Origin of the sequence: Micromonospora sp. CA-263727 (assembly GCF_050942455.1) — a bacterium.
Lineage (GTDB): Bacteria > Actinomycetota > Actinomycetes > Mycobacteriales > Micromonosporaceae > Micromonospora.
Window position 1 is genome coordinate 594692 of sequence record NZ_CP192031.1, and the last position, 23891, is coordinate 618582.

A 23891-nucleotide genomic window follows, 5' to 3' on the forward strand; every position below is an offset into this window, starting at 1 on the left:
CCGGGCCGCGCCGGAGGCCCGCGCCAGAACCGTCAGCGTAGGGCGGTGGCGGCGGTGGTGAGGGCGGTGAGGGCGTCGCGCATGCGCCAGGCGTCGCGGTCGCGCGGGCCGACCGGGTTCGAGATGGTACGCAGCTCGGCGAAGGGCACGCCGGCATGGCTGGCGGCGACCGCCACGCCGTACCCCTCCATGGCCTCGGCCACCGCGTCCGGGTGGCGTCGGCGCAGCGCCTCGGTGCTGGCGGCGGTGCCGGTCACCGTGCTGACCGTGAGCACCGGGCCGACGGTGGCGGTCGGCAGCGCGGCGCGCAGGGTGCTCAGCAGCTCCGGGTCGACGGTGACGACGGTGCCGCCGCCGAGCAGTTCGGGCGGCATGCCGAGCTGGTCGACGGGGATGAACCCCCCGGGCGACTCCGCGCCGAGGTCGGCGGCGACCGCACAGCTGCCGAGCACGGTGCCGCCAACCGCCACCAGACCCGAAAAACCACCCGCCACACCCGCGCTGAGCACCCCGCGGTACGGCCGGCCGGCGGCCTCGGCGAGAGCCAGCAGCCGGGCGGTGGCCGCTCCGGCGACGGCCGGGCCGACGCCCACCGGCACCACCGCCACGGTGGGCTCGGCGAGACCCGCCTGGATCGCCTCCGCCTCCGCGGGAACCGCAGTGACCACGAGCAGGCCGGTCACGGGAGTGGCCCCGGTGAGCTGCGCCGGGTCTCGTCGTCGGCGCCGCCCGGGCCGGGGACCGCCGACGACGGACGGTAGATGTGGAAGCCGGGGGGCGCGAGGCTCGGCTCCTCAGGAGCCGGTGCGCCCTGGAAGGGCGCGGGGGAGGTGGGGGCGGGGTCGGCATCCGTCCGGTCCCGGGCAACCTGCTCCTGGGCGGCCTGCTCGTCGGCCACCCGCTCCTGTGCGGCCTGCTCGTCGTCGGTCAGTGGCCGGCCGCGTAGCCGCTCGGCCCGCAGCCGACGGGCCATCACCAGCCCCCGCCCGGCGGCCAGCACCCCGACCCCGGCGGCGACGGCGATGCCGATCCGGCCGTCGAACGGGACCAGCCCCAGCCCGCCGCCGGCCACGAAGGCGAGCATCAGCACGGTCTCGGAGTGGGCGAAGGAACTGGCCCGTAGCCGTTCCGGGATGCGTTCCTGGATCGAGGCGTCCACGGCGAGCTTGGCGATGCCACTCATCATCGCCGTGACCACGCAGAGCAGGGCGACCATCGGCAGGGAGAAGCTCAGCGTGGTGAGCACGGCCACCCCGGCCACGATGATCATGCCGCTGGACTGGAGCGCCGCCGGCCGGTGGATGCGCAACCGGGTGCCGGTCGCGGTGGCCAGGAAGGTGCCGACGGCCAGTGCGCCGCCGACCAGGCCCAGCGCACCCTCGTCACCCAGGTCGCGGCCGAACACCACGGTGGTCAGGTCGCCCGCCTTGATGGTGAACGCCAGGAAAAGCAGCAGGAAGCCGTAGACCGCGCGCAGCGTGGCCGCGCCGATCAGGGTCGAGATCACCAGCCGGCCGGCGGGGCGTCCCCGGCCGAGGGGCCGCTCGCCCGTGCCGGACCGCAACGCCCGCAGCGGTCGCGGCACCCGTTCCGGCGGCTCGGAGTCGGCCTTCGGTGGCAGCCGGAGGGCGACCACCATGCCGATCAGGAAGATGACCGAGGCCACCCGCAACGGCCACTGCGGCCCGAACCAGAACGCGGCCAGCCCGATCGGGGCGACCAGGGCCCCGGCCACCGTGCCGTAGACGCTGGCCCGCGCCCCGACCTGGGACAGGCCGAGCCCTTCGGGTAGCAGCCGGGGCACGGCCGCGGAGCGGGCCACGCCGTACGCCCGGGAGAGCGCCAGCACGCCGAAGGCCGCCGGATAGAGGCCGAAGCCGTGGATGTAGTCGGAGATCAGCCAGGCCAGGAACGCCCGGCCCAGCATGGTCGTGGCCAGGGCGTACCGGCGGCCGTGCCGGAAGTGGTCGAGCAGCGGCCCGACCACCGGGGCGAGCATGGCGAACGGCACCATGGTCACCAGCAGGTAGAGCGCCACCTTGCTCCGGGCCTCGCCGAGCGGCACGTTGAAGAAGATCGTGCCGGCCAGGCCGATGGCGATCAGGGTGTCCCCGGCACAGGAGACCGCGTGCAGGTCGAAGAGGCGGACCATGCCGGTCTCCCCGCCGGCGCCGCGGGCCCGGGCGCGGGCGGCACTGCGGGTCATCCATCGGCCACCGTTGAGCGAGCCGCGCAGCAGCAGCCGGATGGCGCGGATGCCGGTGCCGACGGTTCGCCCGAGGAGGGACCGCTCGGAGCGGGAGAACAGCGGCATGGGACCCATCCTCACCCATCGGCTCGCCGGATGCCGCGCCACCGTCCCAGAACACCTCTGGGGAGTGCCTCACAGCCGAACCCGCCGATAGGGGACAATGGTCGGGTGACCAGGCCCGTCTCCGCCCGCGCCGCTCGTCTCGACCAGGTCTGTGCCGCCGCCGTCGAGGTGGCGCGTGCCGGCATCACCGAGGTGGACCCCGACGAAGTCGGCGACCACCTCCAGGCTGTCGCCGAGGGTGATCGTCTTGTCACCCATTATTTCGAGTGTCGGCTGGCCGGCTATCGCGGCTGGCGGTGGGGGGTGACCGTCACCCGGGTGCCGCGCAGTCGCACCGTGACGATCTGTGAGACCGTGCTGCTGCCCGGGCCGGACGCGCTGCTCGCGCCGGGCTGGCTGCCCTGGCAGGAACGGCTCAAGCCGGGCGACCTCGGCCCCGGTGACCTGCTGCCGACGCCGTCCGACGACGAGCGGCTCCAGCCCGGCTACCTCCTCTCCGACGACCCGGCGGTCGAGGAGGTCGCCTGGGAGCTGGGGCTCGGTCGGCCGCGGGTGATGTCGCGGGAGGGGCGCGTCGAGACGGCTCAGCGCTGGTACGACGGCGACCACGGGCCGTCGGCGCCCATCTCGACCGCCGCCCCCGTCGCCGCCCGCTGCGGCACCTGCGGGTTCTACCTGCCGCTCGCGGGCAAGCTGCGGCAGTGCTTCGGCGTCTGCGGCAACTTCTACGCCCCGGACGACGGTCGGGTGGTCAGCTCGGACCACGGTTGCGGTGCCCACTCGGAGACGCTGGTCGAGGCCGAGACGGCGGTGGACGAGATGCCGACCGTCTACGACGACAGCGCGGTGGAGCCGGTGTCGGTCAGCCGTGCGCCCGGCTCGGTCGAGGCGGACGAGCCGGCGGAGCCGTACGGCCACTCCTGATCCGACCGCGGGCGGCCAGCTGAACCCGGCAGCCGGCGCGTTCAGTTGGCGGCGCGCCGGCGACGGCGGTGGGCGTCGTGCCGCATCATGACCGCCAGACCGGGGAAGCCCCACAGGAAACCGGCGAGGCAGATCCAGAGCCAGTTCTCGTGCCCCTCGGCGACGAGCCGGTCGCGGAAGAGCAGCAGCACCAGCCCGGTGACCGCCCAGGCCGCCATCCCGGCGAGCGCGAACGGCACCATCGGCGGGTCGAGCGGCTCGGGTCGCGGCTGCTGCTTCGGCACCCGGCCAGGGTACGCGACCTGCCGTACGCGATGGCGGCGCTGTTCGTGGTGTACTTCCTGCGCGGTCCGATCGAGTCGCTGCTGTCCTGACGCCGGCCGGGAGCAGGCACGTCGCCGGGTGAGCATGGTCATATCAGCTGCGGCGCGGTCATCTAATTAGTTAGGCTAACTATCGTGACGGAGCGGACGGTGACGGCTCAGAGCATGCCACCGGCGCAGCTGGCGCATCAGCTGCGTGATGCGATCACCCGGCTCAACCGGCGGGTCCGCCAGGCCCGGCCGGTCGGTGACCTGACGGTCACCCAGTTGTCCGCGCTCACCAGCATCCGGCTGGGAGGCGCGCTCACGCCGCGGGAACTCGCCGACGTCGAACGGGTGCAGCCACCGACGATGACGAAGATCGTCGCGAAGCTGGAGGAGCGCGGCCTGGTGCAGCGCAGCCCTCACCCGACCGACGGTCGGCAGGTGATCCTCGCGGTGACCGAGGGGGGCCGGACCGTGCTCGACCAGTTCGAGCGGGTCCGGGACGAGTGGCTGGCCCGCCGGCTGGCCGAGCTGAACGATGCCGATCGGGAGACCCTGCACCACGCCGCGGAGATCCTCCAGCGGCTCTCCCGCGCCTGACGCCGCCGCACACCTGGTGTGCTCCGCGCCGCGCCGTCCGTCGTTGATGACGCGTACGACCGCGAGGAGGCGCACCAAGAGTGCAGGCGAGGCTGAGCACGATGTTCCAGTCCCTACAGGTCCGCAACTACCGGCTTTTCGCATCCGGGCAACTGATCAAGCTGATCGGCGTCTGGATGATGTTCATCGCCCAGGACTGGCTGGTTCTCGAGCTGTCCAACGACTCGGCCACCGCTCTGGGTGTGGTCGTCGCCCTCCAGTTCACCCCCGTTCTGCTGCTCACGCTGATCTCCGGCCGGCTTGCCGACCGGTACGACAAGCGGATGCTCCTCTTCGTCGCCAACGCGTTCTGGACCGTGCTGTCGCTGGCGATGAGCGTGCTCGTCCTCACCGGCCTGGTCCAGCTCTGGCACGTCTTCGTCTTCGCCGCACTGCTCGGCGTGGCCAACGCGGTCGAGACCCCGGTGCGTCAGGCCTTCGTCTCCGAGTTGGTCGGCACCCCGCTGCTGCCCAACGCGCTCTCCCTCAACGCGGCCGTGTTCAACTCGGCCCGGATCGTCGGCCCGGCCGGCGCCGGCCTGGCCATCGCCGCCCTGGACGTCGGGCCGGTCTTCCTGGTCACCGCGCTCAGCTCGATCGCGCCGCTGGTCACGGTGGTCCGGATGCGTCCGGCCGAGCTGCACCGCGAGCCCCTGCCACCGCGTGACAAGCGGGCCGCCGCGACGGTGCTGGACGGGCTGCGCTACGTCGGCCGCCGTCCCGACCTGCTGCTGCCGATGGTGGTCATGTCGGTGATCGGGATGTCGTTGTTCAACTTCCAGCTCACCCTGGCGGCGCTCGCCAAGACCGTGTTCAACACCGGTGCGGCCTCGTTCGGCCTGTTCAGCACGACCCTCGCGGTCGGCGCGCTGGCCGGCGCGCTGGCCGGGACCGGGCGGCGCAGTCGCCCTTCGGTCTGGCTCGTGCTCGGCGCCGCGATCGCCTGTGCCGTTTTCGGAACACTCGTCGGGTTCGCGCCCTCGTACTGGATGGTCGTGGTGCTGCTGCCGCCGACCGGGTTCTTCATGGTCTACTTCGCCCAGGCGGCCAACCAGCGGGTCCAACTCGGCACCGACGCCGCGTTCCGGGGACGGGTGATGGCGCTGTGGGTGCTGGTGTTCCTGGGAACCAACCCGGTCGGCGCGCCGGTCATCGGCTGGGTCGCGGAGACCTACGGTGCCAGTGTCAGCATCTGGGCCGGCGGCCTGCTCTCCCTGACCACCGCACTGCTCGCGCTGACCTGGCAGCTCCGCCGGGACGGTGCCCGGCTGCGCTTCCGGGTCCTGCCGATGCCCCGCTTCTACGTCACCGAGGTCTGAACGGACGCCGGTCTGGGCCTCGCTCGCCGTGCGGGGCGAGGGGCCGCGGCCTGCGCGTACGTGCCGGGCTATCGCACGGAGCCGGGGCCGGATGCGGGAATTCGGTTACGTGACGCTGCGCAGCGGCTTAGCTTCGGTTAGTGGAGATCATACGCTTGCTGCTGCTCGCCGTGGCGCTGGCCGCCGTGGTCTGCCTGCCCCTGCTGATCGCGCTCGTGATCTGCGCCGACGAGGTCCTCGACCGGGTGACCTGTGGATACACCGAATGGCGGGATCGTCGGCGGGAGCGGCTCCTGATCGCCCAGCTGGACCAGGCGGTCGACGCCGACGAGTTCGCCAGCCGGGTCGATCTCGACGCCCTCGACCGGGCCGATCGACGCCCCCTGGAGCAGATCGCCGCCGACCTGCGGTGCCTACGCCGGGCACGGGTCGGCGGCGAGGGCCCGGCGGTGGTCTGGCACAGCAGCGTGCTCGACGCGTACGACGAGCGGCTCCGGCACGCCTGCCGGGCGCTGGGCCTCACCGAGCACCTGGCCGAGCTGACCGGGATGGATCGGGAACTCGAACGGGTCCGGGTCGAGGGCGAGCTGGACGCGGCCGGTCTGCGGCTGCCGGCGACCCGTCCCGGGCAACGCGAGCGGCACCCCTGACCGCCCGGGTTGCCGGGCCGCGGCTCGGCGCGGCCCGCCACCTGACGGCGACCCGCTATCCCCCGGTGGGAGCGGGGACGGTCAGGAGGATTCGCGGGCGGCGGGGCCGCTGCCGAAAAGGACGTCGTCCCAGCTGGGCAGGCGCTTGCGGGGCTTGCCGGAGGCGTCGGTCGAGTCGCTGGTGCCGGTCGCCGGCGTGTTGGTGCGGCGCGGGCGCAGCACCGCCAGCGACGGCACGGCCGGGACCTCCTTCGGCGCGTCCGAATCGTCGTCGAAGGCCGAACCCGGACCGCCGCCGAGCAGCGCCGCCGCGCCGCCGCTGACCGGCCGCTGCCGGGGCGCGTCCTGCCCGGCGGCCGGCGAGCGGGGCTCCAGACCGCGACCCGAGGTCGAGCCGAGCGGACGGTCGAGCGAAGCGAGCAGCGCGTCGCGGCCGGCCCGGATCGGGTCACGACCCGACCGGCCCGGCTCGGTGGGCGTGGGCAGGCCGTGCCCACCCCGGCTCGGCTCGCCACGTGACGGACCGGGCAGCGCGTGCCCGCCCCGCTCCGGTGCCGGCTCCTGACCGAGGATCGGCGTCGGACGCTCGGCACACAGATATTGCGCCATGTCGTCGTGCGGCGTCACCGACTGCCGGGTCTTGTCCAGATCCCAGACCGCCTGCGCGGTGGCCTTGCCGGAGGGCCAGGTGGCGACGATCCGCCAGGTGCCGTCGTCGCGACGCCACGCGTCCCAGGAGATCTTCTCGGTGTCGATCCCGTGCTGCGCGAGCCGGCCGTTGACCACCTCGGCGAGGGGCGTGGGCTTCTCGGCACCCTTGAGCCGGGTACGCCGGGCGTGCTGGGCGAGCATCGCCCGCTCCTGGAGCACCGGACCGGCGTAGCGGAGCACCCGGTCGACCGGGACCCCGGCGATGCGGGCCACGTCCTCGGCGGACTCGCCGGAGCGGATCCGGGCCTGGATGTCCCGTGGGGACAGCGACGGCACCGGGTCGGCAGCGGTCGGTGCCACCACCAGAGCGGGGGCGCCCGGCTCGGCGTGCATTGCTCCGGCGACGCGCTCGTCTATCGGCAGGGCGAGCAGGCGCCCGACCTCGTCGGCGAGCACCAGGGCCTGGCCGTCCTCGGAGAGGGCGACGAAGCGTACTGGGCGCATCGCGTTGCCTCCGTCCCGCCTCGCTGGCCGTACGCCACGAGCCGGCCACCCGGGGCGTTGCGTACCACGGTACGCCCATTCGTGGCCAGGGGGGAGACGCCACGCCCGGGTAGGCGGGCGATTCGGGCTGCTCCGCCACTGTGCGACGGCTCAGCTGTTGAAGGCGAGCCGGGGTGTGGTGCGCAGCTCGGACCGGTGGGCGGGGTGCACGATGAGGTTGCTGGCGTCGACGACCTCGCCGGCCGCGTGTCGGTGTCCACCGAACGCGAACATGCCGCCCACCAGGCGGGCGACGTCCGCGGCGGGGCGGACCACCAGCCTCAGGAACTGGCTGGACATGCCGAGCTTGTTCCCGCACTCGCGGACGAAAATGCCGTGCTTGGCAACCAGGTAGTCGCGCAGGCCGACGCCGCCCTGGCCGGGCGGCAGCTTGACCAGGACGAAGTTGCCCTGGGACGGAAAGACCTTGAGGCCGGGCACCTGGCTCAACGCGGCGATCATCTCGCGCCGGTCACGGCTGAGCAGACGAAGGCTCTCCCGGTATTCGGCCTCGTAGTCCTGGATCATGTAGACCACCGCCTCGGCGAGCGAGTTGAGGTTCCACTTGGGCAACGCCTTGGCGATCTTCGCGGTGATGGCCGGATTGGCCACCATGTAGCCGAACCGGATGCCGTGCAGTCCGAAGTTCTTGCCGAGACTCTTCAGCACCACCACGTTGGGGCGGATCGCCGCGTCCGGCCCGACCGTGGGGTACGGGTCGTCGACGAAGTCGACGAACGACTCGTCCACCACCACGAGGTCGAGGTCGTCGAGGGAGTCGACGAAGCGGAGGATGTCCCGTCGGTCGAGGTAGTTGCCGTCGGGGTTGTTCGGGTTGCAGACGACCGCGACCCGGGAACCACGGGAGCGGATGAACTGCCCGTACTCGTCGAGATCGAGCCGGAAGTTGTCCCGCTCCTGGAGCAGGAACATGTCCACCCGCTTGCCGGTCTCCATCGGCTGGTCGGTCCACCGGCCGAAGGTCGGGATGGGGATGGCGATGCTCTGCTCGATCATGAGGTGGTCGAGCCAGGTGATGATCTCGGTGGAGCCGTTCGACATGGCGATCGTCTGCGGGTGCAGCCCCAGGACGTCGGCCAGCTTCCGGGTGATCGTCCCGGCGTCGCTCGGGTAGTACTTGAGGATGTTCTTGAGGTCCGCCGCGAGCGCGTCGAACATGCCCGGCGTCGGGAAGTACGGGTTGCACGGGATGCAGAAATCGACGATGTCGGCATCACCACCCATGTTGCGGGCCAACATGAAGTAGGAGGCGCTGTGCGAGCCCTGGTGCAGCACGCTGGTGTCGATTCCGTTGTTTCCCACGTCGCCCTCCGGCTTCCGGTTCGGTGCACCTGGCGTGGGGTACGGCTGGTGGGACGCCAGAAGTTCACCGTGACGGGTGCCGGAATGCGCGGGACCCGGCCACCCTGGTGGGGTCGGCCGGGCCCGTGGCGCTGCGTTCCCGTTCGGTTACAGTCGCTCGACGACGTAGTCGATGGACGCGGTCAGCTTCTCCACGTCAGCCGGCTCGACGGCCGGGAAGAGCGCGACCCGCAACTGGTTGCGGCCCAGCTTGCGGTACGGCTCGGTGTCCACGATGCCGTTGGCCCGCAGCGCCTTGGCGATCGCGGTGGCGTCCACCCCGTCGGCGAAGTCGACGGTGGCGACCACGTTGGAGCGCAGCGCCGGGTCGGTGACGAACGGGGTGGCGACGGCGGAGCGCTCGGCCCAGCCGTACACGATCGCGGCGCTCTCGGCCGTGCGCTTGGCCGCCCAGGCCAGCCCGCCCTGCGCGTTCATCCAGTCGGTCTGCTCGGCGGCGAGGAAGATGGTGGCCAGCGCCGGGGTGTTGTACGTCTGCTCCAGCCGCGAGTTGTCGATCGCGGTGACCAGGTCGAGGAAGGCCGGGATGTACCGGCCGGACGCCTTGATCTCGGCGGCCCGCTCCAGCGCGGCCGGCGACATCAGGGCCAGCCAGAGCCCGCCGTCGGAGCCGAAGCACTTCTGCGGGGCGAAGTAGTAGACGTCGGTCTCGCCGACGTTGACCTCCAGCCCGCCCGCGCCGGAGGTGGCGTCGACCAGCAGCAGCGAGCCCGGGTCGGCGCCGGCCACCCGGCCGATCGGCACGGCCACGCCGGTCGAGGTCTCGTTGTGTGGGGTGGCGTAGACGTCCACGCCGGCCTCGGCGGTCAGGGTCGGCGCGCTGCCCGCGTCCGACTTGCGGATCGTCGGCTCGCCGAGAAACGGCGCGTCCTTGACGGCCTTGGCGAACTTGGCGCCGAACTCGCCGAAGCTGGCGAACTGGGCCCGGTCGCGGACCAGGCCGAAGGTGGCGACCTCCCAGAAGGCGGTGGTGCCGCCGTTGCCGATGATCACCTCGTAGCCCTCGGGGAGGGAGAAGAACTCGGCGATGCCGGAGCGCAGCCGGGCCACCTGGTCCCGGACGGTCTTCTGTCGGTGCGAGGTGCCCAGGTAGCTGGTCGCCACCTCGGCGAGCGCGGATACCGCGGCCGGACGGACCTTGGACGGCCCGCAGCCGAATCGGCCGTCGGCGGGCTTGATCTCGTCGGGAATCCGGATGGTCGGTGCGTCAGCCACGGTTGTCAAGATCCTTCCGCAGGGGTCGGGGCCCGGGTGAGCGAACGGGCGGACCGACGGCGCGTGCGGATGCACGTGGAACCGGGGTCTCAGCCCTTCGGCGGCGCTGCCGGACTTCATCCTCGCACCCGTCGCGGCCGGTCCGGGCGCGCGTCCCGGCCCCAACCGTGAGGCGTCCGCCACAACCGGTGGCGTCGCCCACACCCCGAGCCCGGCAGGGCGTGTTAAGAAGGGCCCCTTCCTCTACCGGAGGCGTTAATAGGGGGCCCTTCCTTACACGTCAGAGGCCGTGGGGGACGGCGTCCCAGCCGTCTACCTCGTGGGGCTTGCGGGGGGCGGGGCCGACGTAGCGGGCCGAGGGGCGGACCAGTCGCTGGAGCTTCTTCTGCTCCAGGATGTGCGCGCTCCAACCGCCCATCCGGGCACAGGTGAACATGGAGGTGAACATGTGCGCGGGTACCTCGGCGAAGTCGAGCACCACGGCGGACCAGAACTCGACGTTGGTGGCGAGCACCCGGTCCGGCCGGCGGGCCTGCAACTCGGTGAGTGCGGCCTTCTCCAGCGCCTCGGCGACCTCGAACCGCGGCGCGCCGAGTTCCTTGGCGGTGCGGCGGAGCACCCGGGCGCGGGGGTCCTCGGCCCGGTAGACCCGGTGACCGAAGCCCATCAGCCGCTCGCCCCGGTCGAGCACGCCCTTGACGTAGCTCTCGGCGTCACCGCTGCGCTCGACCGACTCCAGCATGCTCAGCACCCGGGACGGCGCGCCGCCGTGCAGCGGGCCGGAGAGCGCGCCGATGCCGGAGGAGATGCAGGCGGCGGCGTCCGCGCCGGTGGAGGCGACGATCCGGGCGGTGAAGGTGGAGGCGTTCAGGCCGTGCTCGGCGGCCGAGATGAAGTACGCGTCCACGGCCTTGACGTGCCGGGGGTCGGGTTCGCCGCGCCACCGCTTCATGAAGCGCTCGACCACCGTCGAGGCTTTGTCGATCTCCTTCTGCGGCACCGCCGGCAGGCCGAGACCCCGGGCGGACTGGGCGACGAAGGAGAGTGCGGTGACCGACACCCGGGCGAGGTCCTCGCGGGCCTGCTCGTCGGAGATGTCCAGCATCTGCTGTAAACCCCAGTACGGGGCGAGCATCGCCACGGCGGACTGCACATCGACCCGGATGTCGCCGGAGTGCACCGGCACCGGGAACGGCTCGGCCGGTGGCAGGCCGGGACCGAACCGGCCGTCGACCAGCAGCGCCCAGACGTTGCCGAAGGAGACCTGGCCGATCAGATCCTCGATGTCGACCCCGCGATAGCGCAGCGCACCGCCCTCGCGGTCGGGCTCGGCAATCTCGGTTTCAAAGGCTACGACGCCCTCAAGTCCGGGTTTGAAATCGGCCATCTCACTACTCCTGGTGTTGGTCGGTGCGCCCGCCCGGGCTCGGTGTCCCGGCCCCGGCCGGGTGAGCGCCTTAGGCGACCCTCAGGGATGTGTTCGTGACATCTTGCCTGCTGGTAGCCGGGTACGCGACCCACTGTCGATGTGCTGCACACGACATCCCCGGACGCGACGGCCGCTGGCCGTTCGGCCAGACTGGGTCGTACAGGCTGGTCGGGCGCGGATCGGCCCGACGGACAGGGGAGGGAACGTGACGGGGGACACACCGCCACCGGCAAGGATGCGGCACGAGTACGCCGCCGGATCCGGGCTGACCGAGGACGACCTGGCGGGCGACTGGCACACCCAGTTCGATCGCTGGTTCGCCGAGGCGGTGGCCGCCGGGCTGCCCGAGCCGAACGCGATGGTGGTGGGCACCGCCGACGCCGACGGGCGGCCGAGCGGGCGGACCGTGCTGCTCAAGGGATACGACCCGGAGGGCTTCGTCTTCTTCACCAACTACCACTCCCGCAAGGGCGCCGAGGCGGTCGCCAATCCGTACGCCAGCCTGGTGTTCCCCTGGTTTCCGATGCAGCGGCAGGTGATCGTCGCCGGCCGGGTGGAGCGGGTCGGGCGGGCGGAGACCGAGGCGTACTTCGCCAGCCGGCCGCGCGGCTCCCAGCTGGGAGCCTGGGCGAGTACCCAGTCGTCGGTGCTGCCGGACCGGGCCGGGCTGGAGGAGGCGTACCGCGCGGCGGCGCAGCGGTTCGCCGACGGGACGCCGATCCCCGCCCCGCCGCACTGGGGTGGGCTGCGGGTCCGGCCCGAGTCGGTCGAGTTCTGGCAGGGCCGGGCCAGCCGGTTGCACGACCGGCTGCGGTTCCGCCACGCCGGGGATGGCTGGATCGTGGAGCGGCTGGCCCCGTGACCGCGACCAAAACGAGCCGGCCGCGCGAGCAGCGCCGCTGGGCGATCGACCTGCGTCCGCTGCGGGTGCCGGCGTACCGGCGGCTCTGGCTCGGCAACGCGATCGCGATGTTCGGCTTCCAGCTGACCGCGGTCGCCGTGCCGGTGGAGATGTACGCGCTGACCCAGGACTCGTTCTGGGTGGGGCTGCTCGGCGTGGCTGCCTTCGTACCGCTGCTGGTCTTCGGGCTCTGGGGCGGCGCGGTGGCCGACGTGATCGACCGGCGTCGGGTGCTGCTGGGCGGCTCGGCGCTGCTCTGGCTCTCCGTGCTGGGGCTGCTGGTGCAGGCCCTGCTGGGCATCGGCAGCCCGGTGCTGCTGCTTGCGCTGGTGACGCTGAGTTCGATCTCGTTCGCGGTCAGCGGCCCGGCCCGCAACGCGCTCGTCGCCCGGCTGGTCCCGACCGAGCTGCTGCCCGCGGCCACCACGCTGAACTTCACCACGGCGATGGCGACCTCGGTGCTCGGGCCGCTGGCGGCCGGCCTGATCCTGGCGCTCTGGGACCTCGGGGTCGCCCTGCCGATCGCGTACGGACTGGACGCCACGCTGCTGGCCGCCCTGGTCTGGGCGGCGCTGCGGCTGCCCGCCATGCCGCCCGATCCGGACCCGGACGGCGCGCCCCGGCAGGCCGGGCTGCGCAGCATCGTCGACGGGATCCGCTACCTGGCCGGCAGCCCGGTGCTGCTGCTCTCCTTCGGCATCGACCTGATCGCGATGGTGTTCGCCTTCCCTCGCGCGTTGTTCCCCGAGGTGGCGGCCGAGCGGTTCGGCGGCGGTGCGGCGGTGGGCTGGCTGTACAGCTCGATCGCGATCGGCTCGCTGCTCGCCGGGCTGGTCTCCGGCTGGATCGGCCGGGTCCACCGGCAGGGAATGGTGCTGGTGCTCGCCGTGGTGGGTTGGGGCGTCGCGGTGGCGTTGGCCGGGCTCGCCCGGCAGTTCTGGCTGGTCATCGCGCTGCTGGTGCTGGCGGGGATGGCCGACCTGATCAGTTCGGTGGTGCGCCAGTCGATGCTGCTGGTGTACGCGCCGGACCGGATGCGCGGGCGGCTCCAGGGGGTCAACCTCGTCGTGGTGGCCGGCGGGCCGCGCCTGGGCGACCTGCGGGCCGGCGCCATGGCGGCCGGCTTCGGCAGCGGGGTGGCCTGGGTGGGCGGCGGCCTGGCGGCGGCCGGCCTCGCGGTGCTGCTCGCGGTGGCTTTCCCGGCGCTGGCGCGCTACCGGCCGGCGACCGCGTCGAGCGCGGGCGGTGGTGTCGAAGATCGCCGACCGGAGCGAGCGGGTCGCGGTCCTGACGACTAGGGTCTGGCGATATGGACAGCCGCGAGCCGCGTCCCCTTTCCGGGGCACAGTGGACCATTTCCGCCGCCGGGCACGAGGCGGTCATCGTCGAGGTGGGCGGCGGGGTCCGCACCTACCGGCAGGGCGGTGTCGAGCACCTCGACGGGTACGCCACCGACGAGTTGTGCCCCGGCTCGGCCGGGCAGGTGCTCGCCCCCTGGCCGAACCGGATCCGGGACGGCGCCTACACCTTCGACGGGCGGTCGTTGCAGCTCAACATCACCGAGCCGGAACGGCACACCGCCATCCACGGCCTGGTGAACTGGGCGTGGTGGCAGCTGATCGAGCAGCGGCCGGACGAGGTGACGGTCGGCTACGACCTGCCGCCGCAACCGGGGTACCCGTGGCCGCTGCGGCTGCGTACCCGGTGGAGCGTGGGGGGCGACGGGCTGCGTGCCGAGCACGAGGTGACCAACACCGGCGCCGAGCCGGCGCCGTTCGGCTTCTCCGTGCACCCGTACCTGCGGCTGCCCGGGGTGCCGGTGGAGGACATCAGGCTGCGGGTACCCGGGCAGACCCGGCTGGTGCTGGACGGCCGGTTGCTGCCCGTGGGCGCGACCCGGGTCGCCGGCACCGAGTTCGACTTCACCGAGCCGCGCCGGATCGGCGAGGCGGTGCTGGACCTGGCCTTCGGCCAGGTGACGCGGGACGTCGACGGCGGTTCCCAGGTGACGCTCACCGGTCCGGACGCCTCGGCCGGGCTGCACATCTGGGCGGACGCCCAGTTCGGCTGGTGGCAGGTCTACTCCGGCGACACGCTGACCGGTGAGCGGTTCCGTCGGTCGGTGGCGGTGGAGCCGATGACCTGCCCGCCGGACGCGTTCCGCTCCGGCCGAGATCTGATCACCCTGTCGCCCGGCGAGACCTGGCGCGGGGGCTGGGGCGTTCGCCCCGGGGCCTGACCGGGCGACGTCCGGGCCCGAGTGGCGGGGTCCCCGTTCCGGTGGTTCCGGGTCCGACGCGGTCGGTTCCGGGTCCGACGCGGCGACTTCCGGGTTCGACGGGTGAGTGAGGAGAGCGGCGTGGAGTTCGCGGAGGTCGTCCGGCGGCGTCGGATGGTGCGCAACTACGATCCGGACCGTCCGGTCCCGCCGGAGGTGGTCGAGCGGCTGCTGGACCATGCGGTGCGGGCCCCGTCGGCCGGGTTCTCGCAGGGCTGGGGGTTCCTGGTGCTGGAGGAGCCGGCGGACCGGGAACGCTTCTGGGCGGCCAGTACCCCGGAGGGCGGCGGGATGGAGCGCTGGCTGACCGGGATGCGCCGGGCCCCGCTGATCGTGGTGCCGCACGCCAACCGCTCGGTCTACCTGGAGCGCTACGCCGAGCCGGACAAGGGCTGGGCGGACCGGTCGACGGAGCGCTGGCCGGTGCCCTACTGGTACGTGGACACCGGCTTCGCCGCCCTGCTGATGCTGCTGACCGCGGTCGACGAGGGGCTCGGCTCGTGCTTCTTCGGCATCCCGCCGCACCGGCTGGATTCCTACCGGGAGGCGTTCGGCGTGCCGGAGGCGTACCACCCGATCGGAGCCCTCACCATCGGTTATCGCGCCACCGACCACCGGTCACCATCCCTGCGCCGGGGGCGTCGTCCGGTGGACGAGGTTGTCCGCCGGGGACGGTGGAGCTGACCCGAACCGGCGGGTTCGTCCTGTTGGGAACCGGACGACCGGTAGCGAAACTGGCATCAGGGAGCAGAACGTGGGGTGCAGGGTGCGGTTACCCTGGCATGGTCATCGGCACCGCGGGGCGCGGTGCCATGCCACGACCCGACCCGGCGTCGTGGCTCGGCCCGACCAGGGGGAGGGGAGCGTGCCGTCGTGATCTTCAGAGCGGTCCGGGACGGGCGTCCCTACCCGGAACACAACCTGACGCTCAAGCAGTGGGCGGAGATCCCGCCCCGGCCGTTGCGCTTGGACCAGCTCATCACCACCAAGCGCGAGTTGGCGCTGGACAAGCTCCTCGCCGAGGACTCGACCTTCTACGGCGACCTCTTCCCGCACGTGGTCCAGTGGAACGGTGGCCTCTACCTGGAGGACGGCCTGCACCGTGCGCTGCGCGCCGCGCTGCAACAGCGCAACCAGATCCACGCCCGGGTCTTCGTGCTCGCCGGGGCGGTCGAGTGACCCCCACCGCCTGATCCTTCGTTAAGGTGGTTGATGTGAGCCCCGTGGACCTGCTCGACCTGGACTCGTCGCTGACCGAGGAGGAGCGGCAGATCCGCGCCGTCGTGCGCCAGCTGGTCGACGACCGGGTACGCCCGCATGTCGCCGGCTGGTACGAGGCGGGCCAGGTGCCGGCCCGCGAACTGGCCCGCGAGTTCGGCAAGCTCGGCCTGCTCGGCATGCACCTGACCGGGTACGGCTGCGCTGGCTCGACGGCCGTCGCGTACGGGCTGGCCTGCCTTGAGCTGGAGGCCGCTGACTCCGGCGTCCGGTCGCTGGTCTCGGTGCAGGGCTCGCTGGCCATGTACGCCATCTGGCGCTACGGCAGCGAGGAGCAGAAGCAGCGCTGGCTGCCGGCGCTGGCGGCCGGCGAGGCGATCGGCTGTTTCGGGCTGACCGAGCCGGATCACGGCTCCGACCCGGCGTCGATGGCCACCCGGGCCCGCCGGGACGGCGACGACTGGGTGCTCACCGGCAGCAAGATGTGGATCACCAACGCGCCGATCGCCGACGTCGGCGTGATCTGGGCGCGCACCGACGACGGCGTGCGGGGTTTCGCCGTACCGATGGACACCCCGGGGGTGGCGGCGCAGGAGATCCGCCGGAAGATGTCGCTGCGCGCCTCGCTGACCGGGGAGATCGCGCTCGACGACGTGCGGCTGCCGGCGGACGCGCAACTACCCGGCGCGATCGGGTTGAAAGCGCCGCTGAGCTGCCTGACCGAGGCCCGACACGGCATCGTCTGGGGCGCGCTCGGCGCGGCCCGTGACTGCCTGGAGACCACCCTGACGTACGCGACCACCCGCACCCAGTTCGGCCGGCCGCTGGCCGGCTTCCAGCTCACCCAGGCCAAGCTCGCCGACATGGCGGTCGAGTGGAGCAAGGGCTACCTGCTGGCGCTCCAGCTGGGCCGGCTCGCCGACGCCGGAAAGCTCCGCCCCGAGCAGGTCAGCGTCGGCAAGCTCAACAATGTACGCGAGGCGCTGGTCATCGCCCGGCAGTGCCGCACCATCCTCGGCGCGAACGGGGTCTCCGGTGACTACCCGGTGATGCGGCACGCCAACAACCTGGAGAGCGTGCTGACCTACGAGGGCACATCGGAGATCCATCAGCTGGTGATCGGGCAGAAGCTCACCGGCCTCTCCGCCTTCACCTGAGCCGCCGACCCGCAGACCGTCCCTCAACGAGCGGGTGTCGTACGTGGGGCTTACCGTCATCAACAGACGACACGTCGGACGAGGACGGTGAGGGCGATGGCACGCGACCGCGACATCAACGAGCCCACCAGCAGTTTTTCTGACGGCGACCTGCTCACAGACCGACCGGACCGGCCGGAACTCCCGCCCTCGCAGGGCGGCGGCGCGGTGCGCGCCCTGCTCTGGGTGCTCGGCGTCGCGGCACTGACGGTGGTGGTGCTGCTCGGCGTGCGGACCACCGGGATCCTGCCCGAGTTCCGCAACCCGTTCACCCAGGAGCAGACCGACCGCAGCCAGCCCGCGCTGCTTGAGTCGATGCAGGACCTCAGCCGCTACGTGGCCGCCGAGGGCAACTTCCAGGTCGTGGTCGACCTGCAGAACGACCGGCGCAACGTGCCGGACTGGCTGCTCAACCAGCGGACCCTCTTCGTCGGGGCGGGCAGCGTGGAGGCGTACGTCGATTTCGGCGCCCTCGCCGAGGGGGCGATCGTGCAGTCGGCCGACGGCAAGTCCGTCGAGGTCAAGCTGCCCGCGCCGCAGCTCGCGCAGACCAACCTCGACCTGGACAAGAGCTACGTCTTCGCCGAGGAGCGCGGCCTGCTCAACCGGGTCGGCGACCTGATCGGCGGCGACCCGAACCGGCAGCAGCAGGTCTACCGGCTGGCCGAGGACCGGATCACCGCCGCCGCCCGGGACAGCGGGCTGATCGCCCGAGCCGAGGAGAACACCCGCAAGATGCTGGAGGGGCTGCTCCGCTCGCTCGGCTTCGAGCAGGTCACCGTCACCTACATCGCTCCCTGACCCACCCGGACTCCCTGCCGCCTGGGGGGCGCCCAGGGGTAGCAAAATCGGGGATGTTGCTGCCTCCGGCGCTCCGGTAGCAGCAACATCCCCGATGTCGTTGCACCGCCGGTGATCGACCGAGCCGGGTGGGTCGGTGGGTCGGTGGGTTGATGGGTGGTTGGGTCGGCGGGCCGGGTGGGTCAGTGGCCGGCGATGAGGTAGCGGTCCTCGTTGGGCATGATGATCCAGAGCGCCAGATAGATGATCACTTGGGTGCCGGGCAGCAGCAGCGAGAGCAGGAACAGCAGCCGGACGAGCCCGGCCGAGATGCCGAACCGCTGGGCCAGGCCGGCGCAGACCCCGGCGAACATGCGCCCCTGCCGGGGCCGGACCAGTTTGCGACTCATCGTCGTACTTCCCCTCTGCGGCGATCCGCCGCTCCTGCCGTCAACGCTACGAACGGCCGTTCCCCCTGCCCTCACTCCCGAGGAGGAATCGCACCCCGCCCACCCGTAGGTACATACCCGCGCCCCCACCCCCGTCACCCCTCCCACCCCACCCCCACCCACCCGCCCCCACCCGCCGCCGTCCCACCCCCTCCGCGTCGATCATGCAGTTGTGGTGCCTCGCGTAAGGGGTCTACCGGGTTGAAACGGACACCACAAGTGCATGATCGGCGGGCGGGTGGGGCGGGTGGGTGGGGGTAGGGTCGGCGGGGTCGGCGTTCTTATCGTGGGCGTCGTGGGGCCGCGTTGAGGGTGGCCACGATCGAATCGGCTGTTGACCGGTGATCCCGGCGGCGGCGGGGAAGTGCAGTCATGATCAGTGTGTTCGACCTGTTCAGTGTGGGCATCGGGCCGTCCAGCTCGCACACGGTGGGGCCGATGCGGGCGGCGCGTACGTTCGTCTCGGGGCTCAAGGCCGACGGCCTGCTCACCGACGTGGCCCGGGTGCGGGCGGAACTCTTCGGTTCGTTGGGCGCCACCGGGCACGGCCACGGCAGCGACCGTGCGGTGTTGCTCGGCCTGGTTGGCGAGGCGCCCGAGTCGGTCGACACCGACGGTGTCGAGGCGCGGGTGGCCGGCATCCGGGCGGAGCGGCGACTGGCCCTGCTCGACACGCACGAGATCGACTTCGACCCGGACCGGGATCTGGTCCTGCACCGCCGCCGGTCGCTGCCGTACCACCCGAACGGGATGACCTTCGCCGCGTACGACGTCGCCGGAACCGAGGTGCGGAGCCGTACCTACTATTCGGTCGGTGGCGGCTTCGTGGTCGACGAGGCGGCGGCCGGAGCGGATCGGATCAAGCCGGACAGCACCCGGGTCCGGCACCCCTTTCTGACCGGTGCCCAGCTGCTCGACGTGACCGCCGGGACCGGGCTGTCGATCAGCGAGGTGATGCTCGCCAACGAGCTGTCCTGGCGGGCCGAGGCGGATGTGCGGGCCGGTCTGCTGGACATCTGGCGGGTGATGCGGGAGTGCGTCGAGCGCGGCTGCACCCGCGACGGCACGCTGCCGGGCGGGCTGAAGGTGCGCCGCCGCGCCGCCGAGCTGCGCCGCAGCCTGGAAGCGGAGGCCGCCCACACCACGGGGCTGGGCAACTCCGAGCACGCTGCGGGCCTGGGCAACTCCACCCACACCACGGGCCTGGGCAGCGCCGGGCACGGTGCGGGCCTCGGCGGCTCCACCCACACCACGGGCCACACGACGGGCCTGGGCAGCGCCGCCCACACGACGGGCTTTGGCGGTTCCGTCCGCAGGACGGACCTGGGCGGCTCCGAGCGCGGGATGGCGGATCCGCTGCACGTGATGGACTGGGTGACGCTGTTCGCCCTGGCGGTCAACGAGGAGAACGCGGCCGGCGGTCGGGTGGTGACCGCACCGACCAACGGGGCGGCCGGGATCATCCCTGCGGTGCTGCACTACTACACGCGGTTCGTGCCGGGGGCCTCCGACGAGGGGGTGGTGCGGTTCCTGCTGGCGGCGGGCGCGATCGGGGTGCTGTTCAAGGAAAACGCGTCGATCTCCGGCGCCGAGGTGGGTTGCCAGGGCGAGGTCGGGTCGGCCTGCTCGATGGCGGCCGCCGGGCTGGCCGAGGCGCTGGGCGGGACGCCGGCGCAGGTGGAGAACGCCGCCGAGATCGGGATGGAGCACAACCTCGGGCTGACCTGCGACCCGGTCGGCGGCTTGGTGCAGATACCCTGCATCGAGCGCAACGCGGTGGCTAGCATCAAGGCGATCACTGCCGCCCGGCTCGCGCTGCGCGGCGACGGGGTGCACGCCGTCTCGCTCGACAAGGTCATCAAGACCATGCGGGAGACCGGCGCCGACATGAAGGTCAAGTACAAGGAGACGGCGCGCGGCGGTCTGGCCGTCAACGTGATCGAGTGCTGAGCGTACGGCTCGTCGGACGGCGTTCACCGGCTGCTAACCTGTCGTCCGTTCAGCAGGCGGGAGACGGCGGTGACCTCTGGCGTGGGGGCGTTGTGGTCGCACCGCAACTCGCTGCGCATCCTGGTCCGGCGTGACCTTGCGGTCAAGTACCAGCAGTCGTTGCTCGGTTACCTCTGGTCGCTGATCGAGCCGCTGGGCATGGGGGCGATCTACTGGTTCGTCTTCGGCGTCCTCTACTCCCGCGACACCAACCGGCACCTCGGTGAGGCGGCCGGGTCGTACCCGCTGTTCCTGATCACCGGGATCTTCGCCTGGATGTGGACCAGCTCGGCGCTGAGCGAGGCGACCAACGCGCTGACCGGCCAGTCCCGGCTGATCACCACGATGAACGTGCCCCGGCAGGTCTTCCCGATCGGCCGGGTCGCCGGCCGCTTCGCGGAGTACGCCGCCGGCCTGCCGATCCTGGCGGCCATCGCGATCTGGTACGCGGCCAACGGCCGGGTCGAGCTGGGCTGGTCCCTGCTGGCCCTGCCGCTCGCGGTGCTGGTGCAGGCCACTTTGCTGATCGGGCTGGCGCTGCTGCTGTCGGCGTTCAACGTGCTGATGCGGGACGTGGAGCGGTTCATGCGCCTGGTCATCCGGGTGCTCTTCTACGCCACGCCGATCATCTATCCGCTGAGCCTGGTCCGGGGCTCCGGCCTGCCCGGCTGGCTCAAGCTGGGCTACGAACTCAACCCGCTGGTCGGTATCTTCCAGCTGCACCACTCGGTGTGGTACCCCGACGAGTTCCCGGACACCCGACTGCTCGCCACCACCATCGGTGTCAGCCTGTTGCTGCTCGTCACCGGCTGGTGGACGTTCCGCCGGCTCGAACCCGCCGTGCTCAAGGAACTCTGATGGCCGAAGCGATCATCGAGGCGGAGGGCCTCGGCATCCGGTTCGTCCGCAACCGCCGCCGCCAGCTGCGGCTGCGGGAGCTGTTCATCCACCGTGGCGCGCGGGGCAGCTCCGACGGCCGGTTCTGGCCGCTGCGCGACGTCTCCTTCTCGATCGGGGCCGGCGAGACCCTCGGGGTGATCGGCCGTAACGGCACCGGCAAGAGCACCCTGCTGCGGTTGATCGCCGGGGTGCTGATCCCGGACGAGGGCCGGATCAGGGTTCGTGGTGACGTCGCCCCGCTGCTGGAGCTCTCCGCCGGCTTCTCCAACGACCTGACCGGGCGGGAGAACCTCTACCTGGTGGGTGGGCTGCACGGGCTCTCCTCGGGGTACCTGAAGGGGCACTTCGACGAGATCGTCTCGTTCGCCGGCGAGCAGGTGGAGCGGGCCATCGACACCTCGGTACGGCACTACTCGTCCGGCATGAAGGTCCGGCTCGGGTTCGCGATCATCTCCCACCTGCCGCATCCGATCCTGCTGATGGACGAGGTGACGGCGGTGGGGGACGCCGAGTTCCGCGCGAAGTGCTACACGACCATCGACCGTCTGCTCGGGGAGGGGCGCACTCTGGTGCTGGTGTCACACAACGAAAAGGATCTGACCCGGTTCTGTCGTCGGGGACTCTTCCTCGACGCGGGCCGGCTGAGTGTCGACGGCACGATCGCCGAGGCGCTGGCCGCGTACCACGACGCGGTTCCCCGGTGACCCTCGCGATCGTGCTCGCCGCCGGGTCGCCGGCCGCGAGCCTGCCGACGGGCACCGGCGAGGCGCTGGCCGACCGGCTGGCCGCCCAGTGGCGCCGGGCCGGCGTATCCGAGGTGCGGGTCGCCGCCGACCTCGACGAGCTGGCCGAGCTGGCCGGCCGGGCCGACGGGCCGGTGCTGGTCAGCGGCGCCGACCTGGTCGCCCACACCGCCGTACTGCGGCATCTGGTGACCAGTCCGGTCGGCCCGACGGTGGCCCTGGTGCTCACCGACCCGCCGGCCGGCGGGCGCACGGCGGTCCGCGAGGAGCGCGGCCAGGTGGTCGACGCCGGCCCGCCCGAGCGGCTGGACGGGGCGGCCACCGGCGTCTTCGGCGGCGCGGTGCGGGTCGGCCGCGACGACGTCCCCGCGCTGGTCGCCGCGGCCCGCGCGGTGGCCGCCGGCCGGCCGCCAGGCGGTGCCGTCGCGGTCGATCGCACTCCGGCGGAGGCGACCGACCGGATCGGACCCGGCGGGCCGGCGGAAGCCGGGCCACGCCCCTGCGCCACCGCTGCCGACGCGGCGGCCGGGGCCGTCGTGGACCAGGTCTTCGCCGGCCTCAGCGCGCAGGGTGCGCTGGTTTTCGCACATCGGGTACGCCTGCTCGTCGCGCACCGGGTGGACGACGCGGCCGGGCTGGCCCGGGTCGAGGCGGCGGTGGCGGGCATGGACGAGGACCGGGCCGAGCTGCGGCTCTCGGTGAAGGAGAAGGACGACTTTTTCACCACGTACTTCGTCAGCACCTGGTCGCCGCAGGTCACCAGGGCGACGGCCCGGCTCGGGCTGAGCCCGACCGCGGTCACCATGCTGTCGGTGGTGTTCGCGGTGGCCGCGGCGGCGCTCTTCGCCACCGGCGGCCGGCCGGCGCTGGTGGCCGGCGCGGTCCTGCTCTACCTCGGGTTCGTGCTGGACTGCGTGGACGGCCAGCTGGCCCGCTACACCCGCAACTTCAGCGCCTGGGGCGGCTGGCTGGACACCATGGCGGACCGGGCCAAGGAGTACCTGGTCTACGCCGGCCTCGGTTGGGGTGCCACGGCGGCCGGGTTACGGTACGGCTGGGCGCTGGCGATCGCCGCGATGACGTTGCAGACCGTGCGGCACATGACCGACGCGTGGTACGGCGTGCTGCACGACGAGGCGGCCCGCCGGCCGAAGGACGTGGGCGCCGGCGGGGCCGCCGGTGGTGGCATCGGTGACCGGCTGAACGCCGCGTCGAACCGGGTGCAGGCCGACTCGGGCTCGGTGTCGTACTGGCTCAAGCGCACGGTGGTCTTCCCGATCGGCGAGCGGTGGGCGCTGATCGCGCTGGCCGCGGCGCTGTTCGACCAGCGGATCGCCCTGCTCGCGGTGCTGACCTGGGGCGTGCTGGCGTTCGGGTACACCGGTGCGCTGCGTACGCTGCGGGCCCGCTGGATGTGGGTCCCGGTGCTGGACACGGTCGACGCGACCCTGCACCGCGACGACGGCCCGCTGGCCGTCCGGCTGCCGGTGCTGCGCCGACCGGGGCCGCTGGTGCTCGCCGTCGTCGCGGCGCTCGGCGCGGCGGCGCTGCTGCTCGCGGCGTTGCTGACCGGCGGCGCGGACGGCGGGACGGTCGGGCTGCGCTGGGCGGTGCCGGTGGCGCTGCTGGTGTTGCTGGTCGGCGCGGCCGGGGCCGGGGCGGCGCACAACGGGCCGCTGGACTGGCTGGTGCCGGCCGCGCTGCGGGCCGCCGAGTACCTGTTCGCCATCGCGGTCGGGGTGATCGGCGGGGCACCGGCCTGGCTGATCTTCGGGTACGTCTTCGTGCTCACCCTGCACCACTACGACCTGGTGGCCCGGCTGGAGAAGCGGCAGCCGGCACCGCCGCTGCACGCCGCGACCCTCGGCTGGGAGGGGCGCTCGGCGCTGCTGGCGCTGACGGCGATCGCCGGATTCGTGAGTGTCGGCCTGGCTACACTCGGTATCTACCTTCTGGTGCTCTTCGTGGCGAGCGTGGTGCTGGCCTGGTTCGTCCAGCCGGCCCGCGCCGTGCGGGTGCCGGCGGGTACGGGAGGCCGCGCGACGCGCTGACGGGGGGCCGG

22 protein-coding genes and 2 pseudogenes are annotated in these 23891 nt (G+C 72.4%); 16 read left to right on the plus strand and 8 right to left on the minus strand.

Annotation, left to right across the window (positions count from 1 at the left end):
- Positions 1-32 precede the first annotated feature (32 nt).
- Positions 33-683, minus strand: coding sequence for a futalosine hydrolase (locus ACQPYA_RS02740; protein ID WP_433531060.1), 651 nt, complete (start codon positions 681-683; stop codon positions 33-35).
- Positions 680-2314 (minus strand): MFS transporter, encoded by a 1635-nt coding sequence (locus ACQPYA_RS02745; protein ID WP_433531061.1) that lies wholly within the window; start codon positions 2312-2314, stop codon positions 680-682. Before ACQPYA_RS02745 ends, ACQPYA_RS02740 begins: the two co-directional genes overlap by 4 nt.
- An 87-nt stretch (positions 2315-2401) precedes the next feature.
- On the opposite strand from ACQPYA_RS02745, the gene ACQPYA_RS02750 reads away from it, so the two are divergent.
- On the plus strand, positions 2402-3238 hold the full coding sequence (locus ACQPYA_RS02750) for a DUF3027 domain-containing protein (RefSeq protein WP_433533363.1): 837 nt from the start codon (positions 2402-2404) through the stop codon (positions 3236-3238).
- Between the two features lie 41 nt (positions 3239-3279).
- Here ACQPYA_RS02750 and ACQPYA_RS02755 read toward each other — a convergent pair whose 3' ends face one another.
- On the minus strand, positions 3280-3522 hold the full coding sequence (locus ACQPYA_RS02755; protein WP_433531062.1) for a DUF2530 domain-containing protein: 243 nt from the start codon (positions 3520-3522) through the stop codon (positions 3280-3282).
- A gap of 174 nt (positions 3523-3696) precedes the next feature.
- On the opposite strand from ACQPYA_RS02755, the gene ACQPYA_RS02760 reads away from it, so the two are divergent.
- From ACQPYA_RS02760 to ACQPYA_RS02770, 3 genes are all read left to right on the plus strand, one after another.
- A complete protein-coding gene (locus ACQPYA_RS02760; protein ID WP_433531063.1) occupies positions 3697-4146 on the plus strand; it encodes a MarR family winged helix-turn-helix transcriptional regulator in 450 nt (149 codons plus the stop codon).
- A gap of 80 nt (positions 4147-4226) precedes the next feature.
- Entirely contained in the window at positions 4227-5504 is a 1278-nt protein-coding gene (locus tag ACQPYA_RS02765; protein ID WP_433531064.1) for an MFS transporter, read from the plus strand.
- A gap of 140 nt (positions 5505-5644) precedes the next feature.
- Complete coding sequence (locus ACQPYA_RS02770) at positions 5645-6154, plus strand: hypothetical protein (protein ID WP_433531065.1); 510 nt, start codon at positions 5645-5647, stop codon at positions 6152-6154.
- 81 nt (positions 6155-6235) lie between these two features.
- Here ACQPYA_RS02770 and sepH read toward each other — a convergent pair whose 3' ends face one another.
- The 4 genes from sepH to ACQPYA_RS02790 form a co-directional block, all read right to left on the minus strand.
- The gene (sepH, locus tag ACQPYA_RS02775) at positions 6236-7309 is read right to left on the minus strand and encodes a septation protein SepH (RefSeq protein ID WP_433531066.1); all 1074 of its coding nucleotides are present in this window, start codon (positions 7307-7309) and stop codon (positions 6236-6238) included.
- A 150-nt stretch (positions 7310-7459) separates the two neighbouring features.
- Positions 7460-8671, minus strand: coding sequence for a pyridoxal phosphate-dependent aminotransferase (locus tag ACQPYA_RS02780; protein ID WP_433531067.1), 1212 nt, complete (start codon positions 8669-8671; stop codon positions 7460-7462).
- 147 nt (positions 8672-8818) lie between these two features.
- The gene (gene serC / locus ACQPYA_RS02785) at positions 8819-9946 is read right to left on the minus strand and encodes a phosphoserine transaminase (protein ID WP_433531068.1); all 1128 of its coding nucleotides are present in this window, start codon (positions 9944-9946) and stop codon (positions 8819-8821) included.
- Between the two features lie 280 nt (positions 9947-10226).
- On the minus strand, positions 10227-11333 hold the full coding sequence (locus ACQPYA_RS02790) for a citrate synthase 2 (RefSeq protein WP_433531069.1): 1107 nt from the start codon (positions 11331-11333) through the stop codon (positions 10227-10229).
- A gap of 277 nt (positions 11334-11610) precedes the next feature.
- Here ACQPYA_RS02790 and pdxH point away from each other — a divergent pair, with 277 nt between their 5' ends.
- The 7 genes from pdxH (at position 11611) to ACQPYA_RS02825 (ending at position 17769) form a co-directional block, all read left to right on the plus strand.
- The gene (gene pdxH / locus ACQPYA_RS02795; RefSeq protein ID WP_433533364.1) at positions 11611-12237 is read left to right on the plus strand and encodes a pyridoxamine 5'-phosphate oxidase; all 627 of its coding nucleotides are present in this window, start codon (positions 11611-11613) and stop codon (positions 12235-12237) included.
- Positions 12234-13574: an MFS transporter gene (locus ACQPYA_RS02800; protein ID WP_433531070.1), complete on the plus strand. Its 1341-nt coding sequence runs from the start codon at positions 12234-12236 to the stop codon at positions 13572-13574. The genes pdxH and ACQPYA_RS02800 overlap by 4 nt, the downstream gene beginning before the upstream one ends.
- A gap of 11 nt (positions 13575-13585) precedes the next feature.
- Positions 13586-14515, plus strand: a complete 930-nt coding sequence (locus ACQPYA_RS02805; protein WP_433531071.1) for an aldose 1-epimerase family protein — start codon at positions 13586-13588, stop codon at positions 14513-14515.
- A gap of 120 nt (positions 14516-14635) precedes the next feature.
- On the plus strand, positions 14636-15238 hold the full coding sequence (locus ACQPYA_RS02810; protein ID WP_433531072.1) for a nitroreductase family protein: 603 nt from the start codon (positions 14636-14638) through the stop codon (positions 15236-15238).
- Between the two features lie 189 nt (positions 15239-15427).
- Complete coding sequence (locus ACQPYA_RS02815) at positions 15428-15733, plus strand: type II toxin-antitoxin system VapB family antitoxin (RefSeq protein WP_204002044.1); 306 nt, start codon at positions 15428-15430, stop codon at positions 15731-15733.
- Positions 15734-15768: 35 nt separating this feature from the next.
- Positions 15769-16929, plus strand: coding sequence for an acyl-CoA dehydrogenase family protein (locus ACQPYA_RS02820; RefSeq protein ID WP_433531073.1), 1161 nt, complete (start codon positions 15769-15771; stop codon positions 16927-16929).
- Positions 16930-17025: 96 nt separating this feature from the next.
- Positions 17026-17769 (plus strand): DUF4230 domain-containing protein, encoded by a 744-nt coding sequence (locus ACQPYA_RS02825; RefSeq protein ID WP_433531074.1) that lies wholly within the window; start codon positions 17026-17028, stop codon positions 17767-17769.
- A gap of 182 nt (positions 17770-17951) precedes the next feature.
- Here the strand turns inward: ACQPYA_RS02825 and ACQPYA_RS02830 are convergent, their stop codons facing one another.
- Entirely contained in the window at positions 17952-18158 is a 207-nt protein-coding gene (locus ACQPYA_RS02830) for a PspC domain-containing protein (RefSeq protein ID WP_433531075.1), read from the minus strand.
- 411 nt (positions 18159-18569) lie between these two features.
- On the opposite strand from ACQPYA_RS02830, the pseudogene ACQPYA_RS02835 reads away from it, so the two are divergent.
- The 5 genes and pseudogenes from ACQPYA_RS02835 to ACQPYA_RS02855 form a co-directional block, all read left to right on the plus strand.
- Positions 18570-19025: pseudogene (locus ACQPYA_RS02835) on the plus strand (serine dehydratase beta chain); the annotation flags it as partial.
- Between the two features lie 57 nt (positions 19026-19082).
- Positions 19083-20147: pseudogene (locus tag ACQPYA_RS02840) on the plus strand (L-serine ammonia-lyase); the annotation flags it as partial.
- Between the two features lie 69 nt (positions 20148-20216).
- Positions 20217-21044: an ABC transporter permease gene (locus ACQPYA_RS02845; RefSeq protein ID WP_433531076.1), complete on the plus strand. Its 828-nt coding sequence runs from the start codon at positions 20217-20219 to the stop codon at positions 21042-21044.
- The gene (locus ACQPYA_RS02850; RefSeq protein WP_433531077.1) at positions 21044-21790 is read left to right on the plus strand and encodes an ABC transporter ATP-binding protein; all 747 of its coding nucleotides are present in this window, start codon (positions 21044-21046) and stop codon (positions 21788-21790) included. The genes ACQPYA_RS02845 and ACQPYA_RS02850 overlap by 1 nt, the downstream gene beginning before the upstream one ends.
- Entirely contained in the window at positions 21787-23880 is a 2094-nt protein-coding gene (locus ACQPYA_RS02855) for a DUF5941 domain-containing protein (protein ID WP_433531078.1), read from the plus strand. Before ACQPYA_RS02850 ends, ACQPYA_RS02855 begins: the two co-directional genes overlap by 4 nt.
- Positions 23881-23891 lie beyond the last annotated feature (11 nt).

Bases quoted from the DNA above. Each gene is read 5' to 3' on its own strand.
- ACQPYA_RS02850 (WP_433531077.1), top strand. From the start codon at position 21,044: ATGGCCGAAGCGATCATCGAGGCGGAGGGCCTCGGCATCCGGTTCGTC.
- ACQPYA_RS02830 (WP_433531075.1), bottom strand. From the start codon at position 18,158: ATGAGTCGCAAACTGGTCCGGCCCCGGCAGGGGCGCATGTTCGCCGGG.
- ACQPYA_RS02745 (WP_433531061.1), bottom strand. From the start codon at position 2,314: ATGCCGCTGTTCTCCCGCTCCGAGCGGTCCCTCCTCGGGCGAACCGTC.
- ACQPYA_RS02805 (WP_433531071.1), top strand. From the start codon at position 13,586: ATGGACAGCCGCGAGCCGCGTCCCCTTTCCGGGGCACAGTGGACCATT.
- sepH (WP_433531066.1), bottom strand. From the start codon at position 7,309: ATGCGCCCAGTACGCTTCGTCGCCCTCTCCGAGGACGGCCAGGCCCTG.
- ACQPYA_RS02790 (WP_433531069.1), bottom strand. From the start codon at position 11,333: ATGGCCGATTTCAAACCCGGACTTGAGGGCGTCGTAGCCTTTGAAACC.
- ACQPYA_RS02825 (WP_433531074.1), top strand. From the start codon at position 17,026: ATGGCACGCGACCGCGACATCAACGAGCCCACCAGCAGTTTTTCTGAC.
- pdxH (WP_433533364.1), top strand. From the start codon at position 11,611: ATGCGGCACGAGTACGCCGCCGGATCCGGGCTGACCGAGGACGACCTG.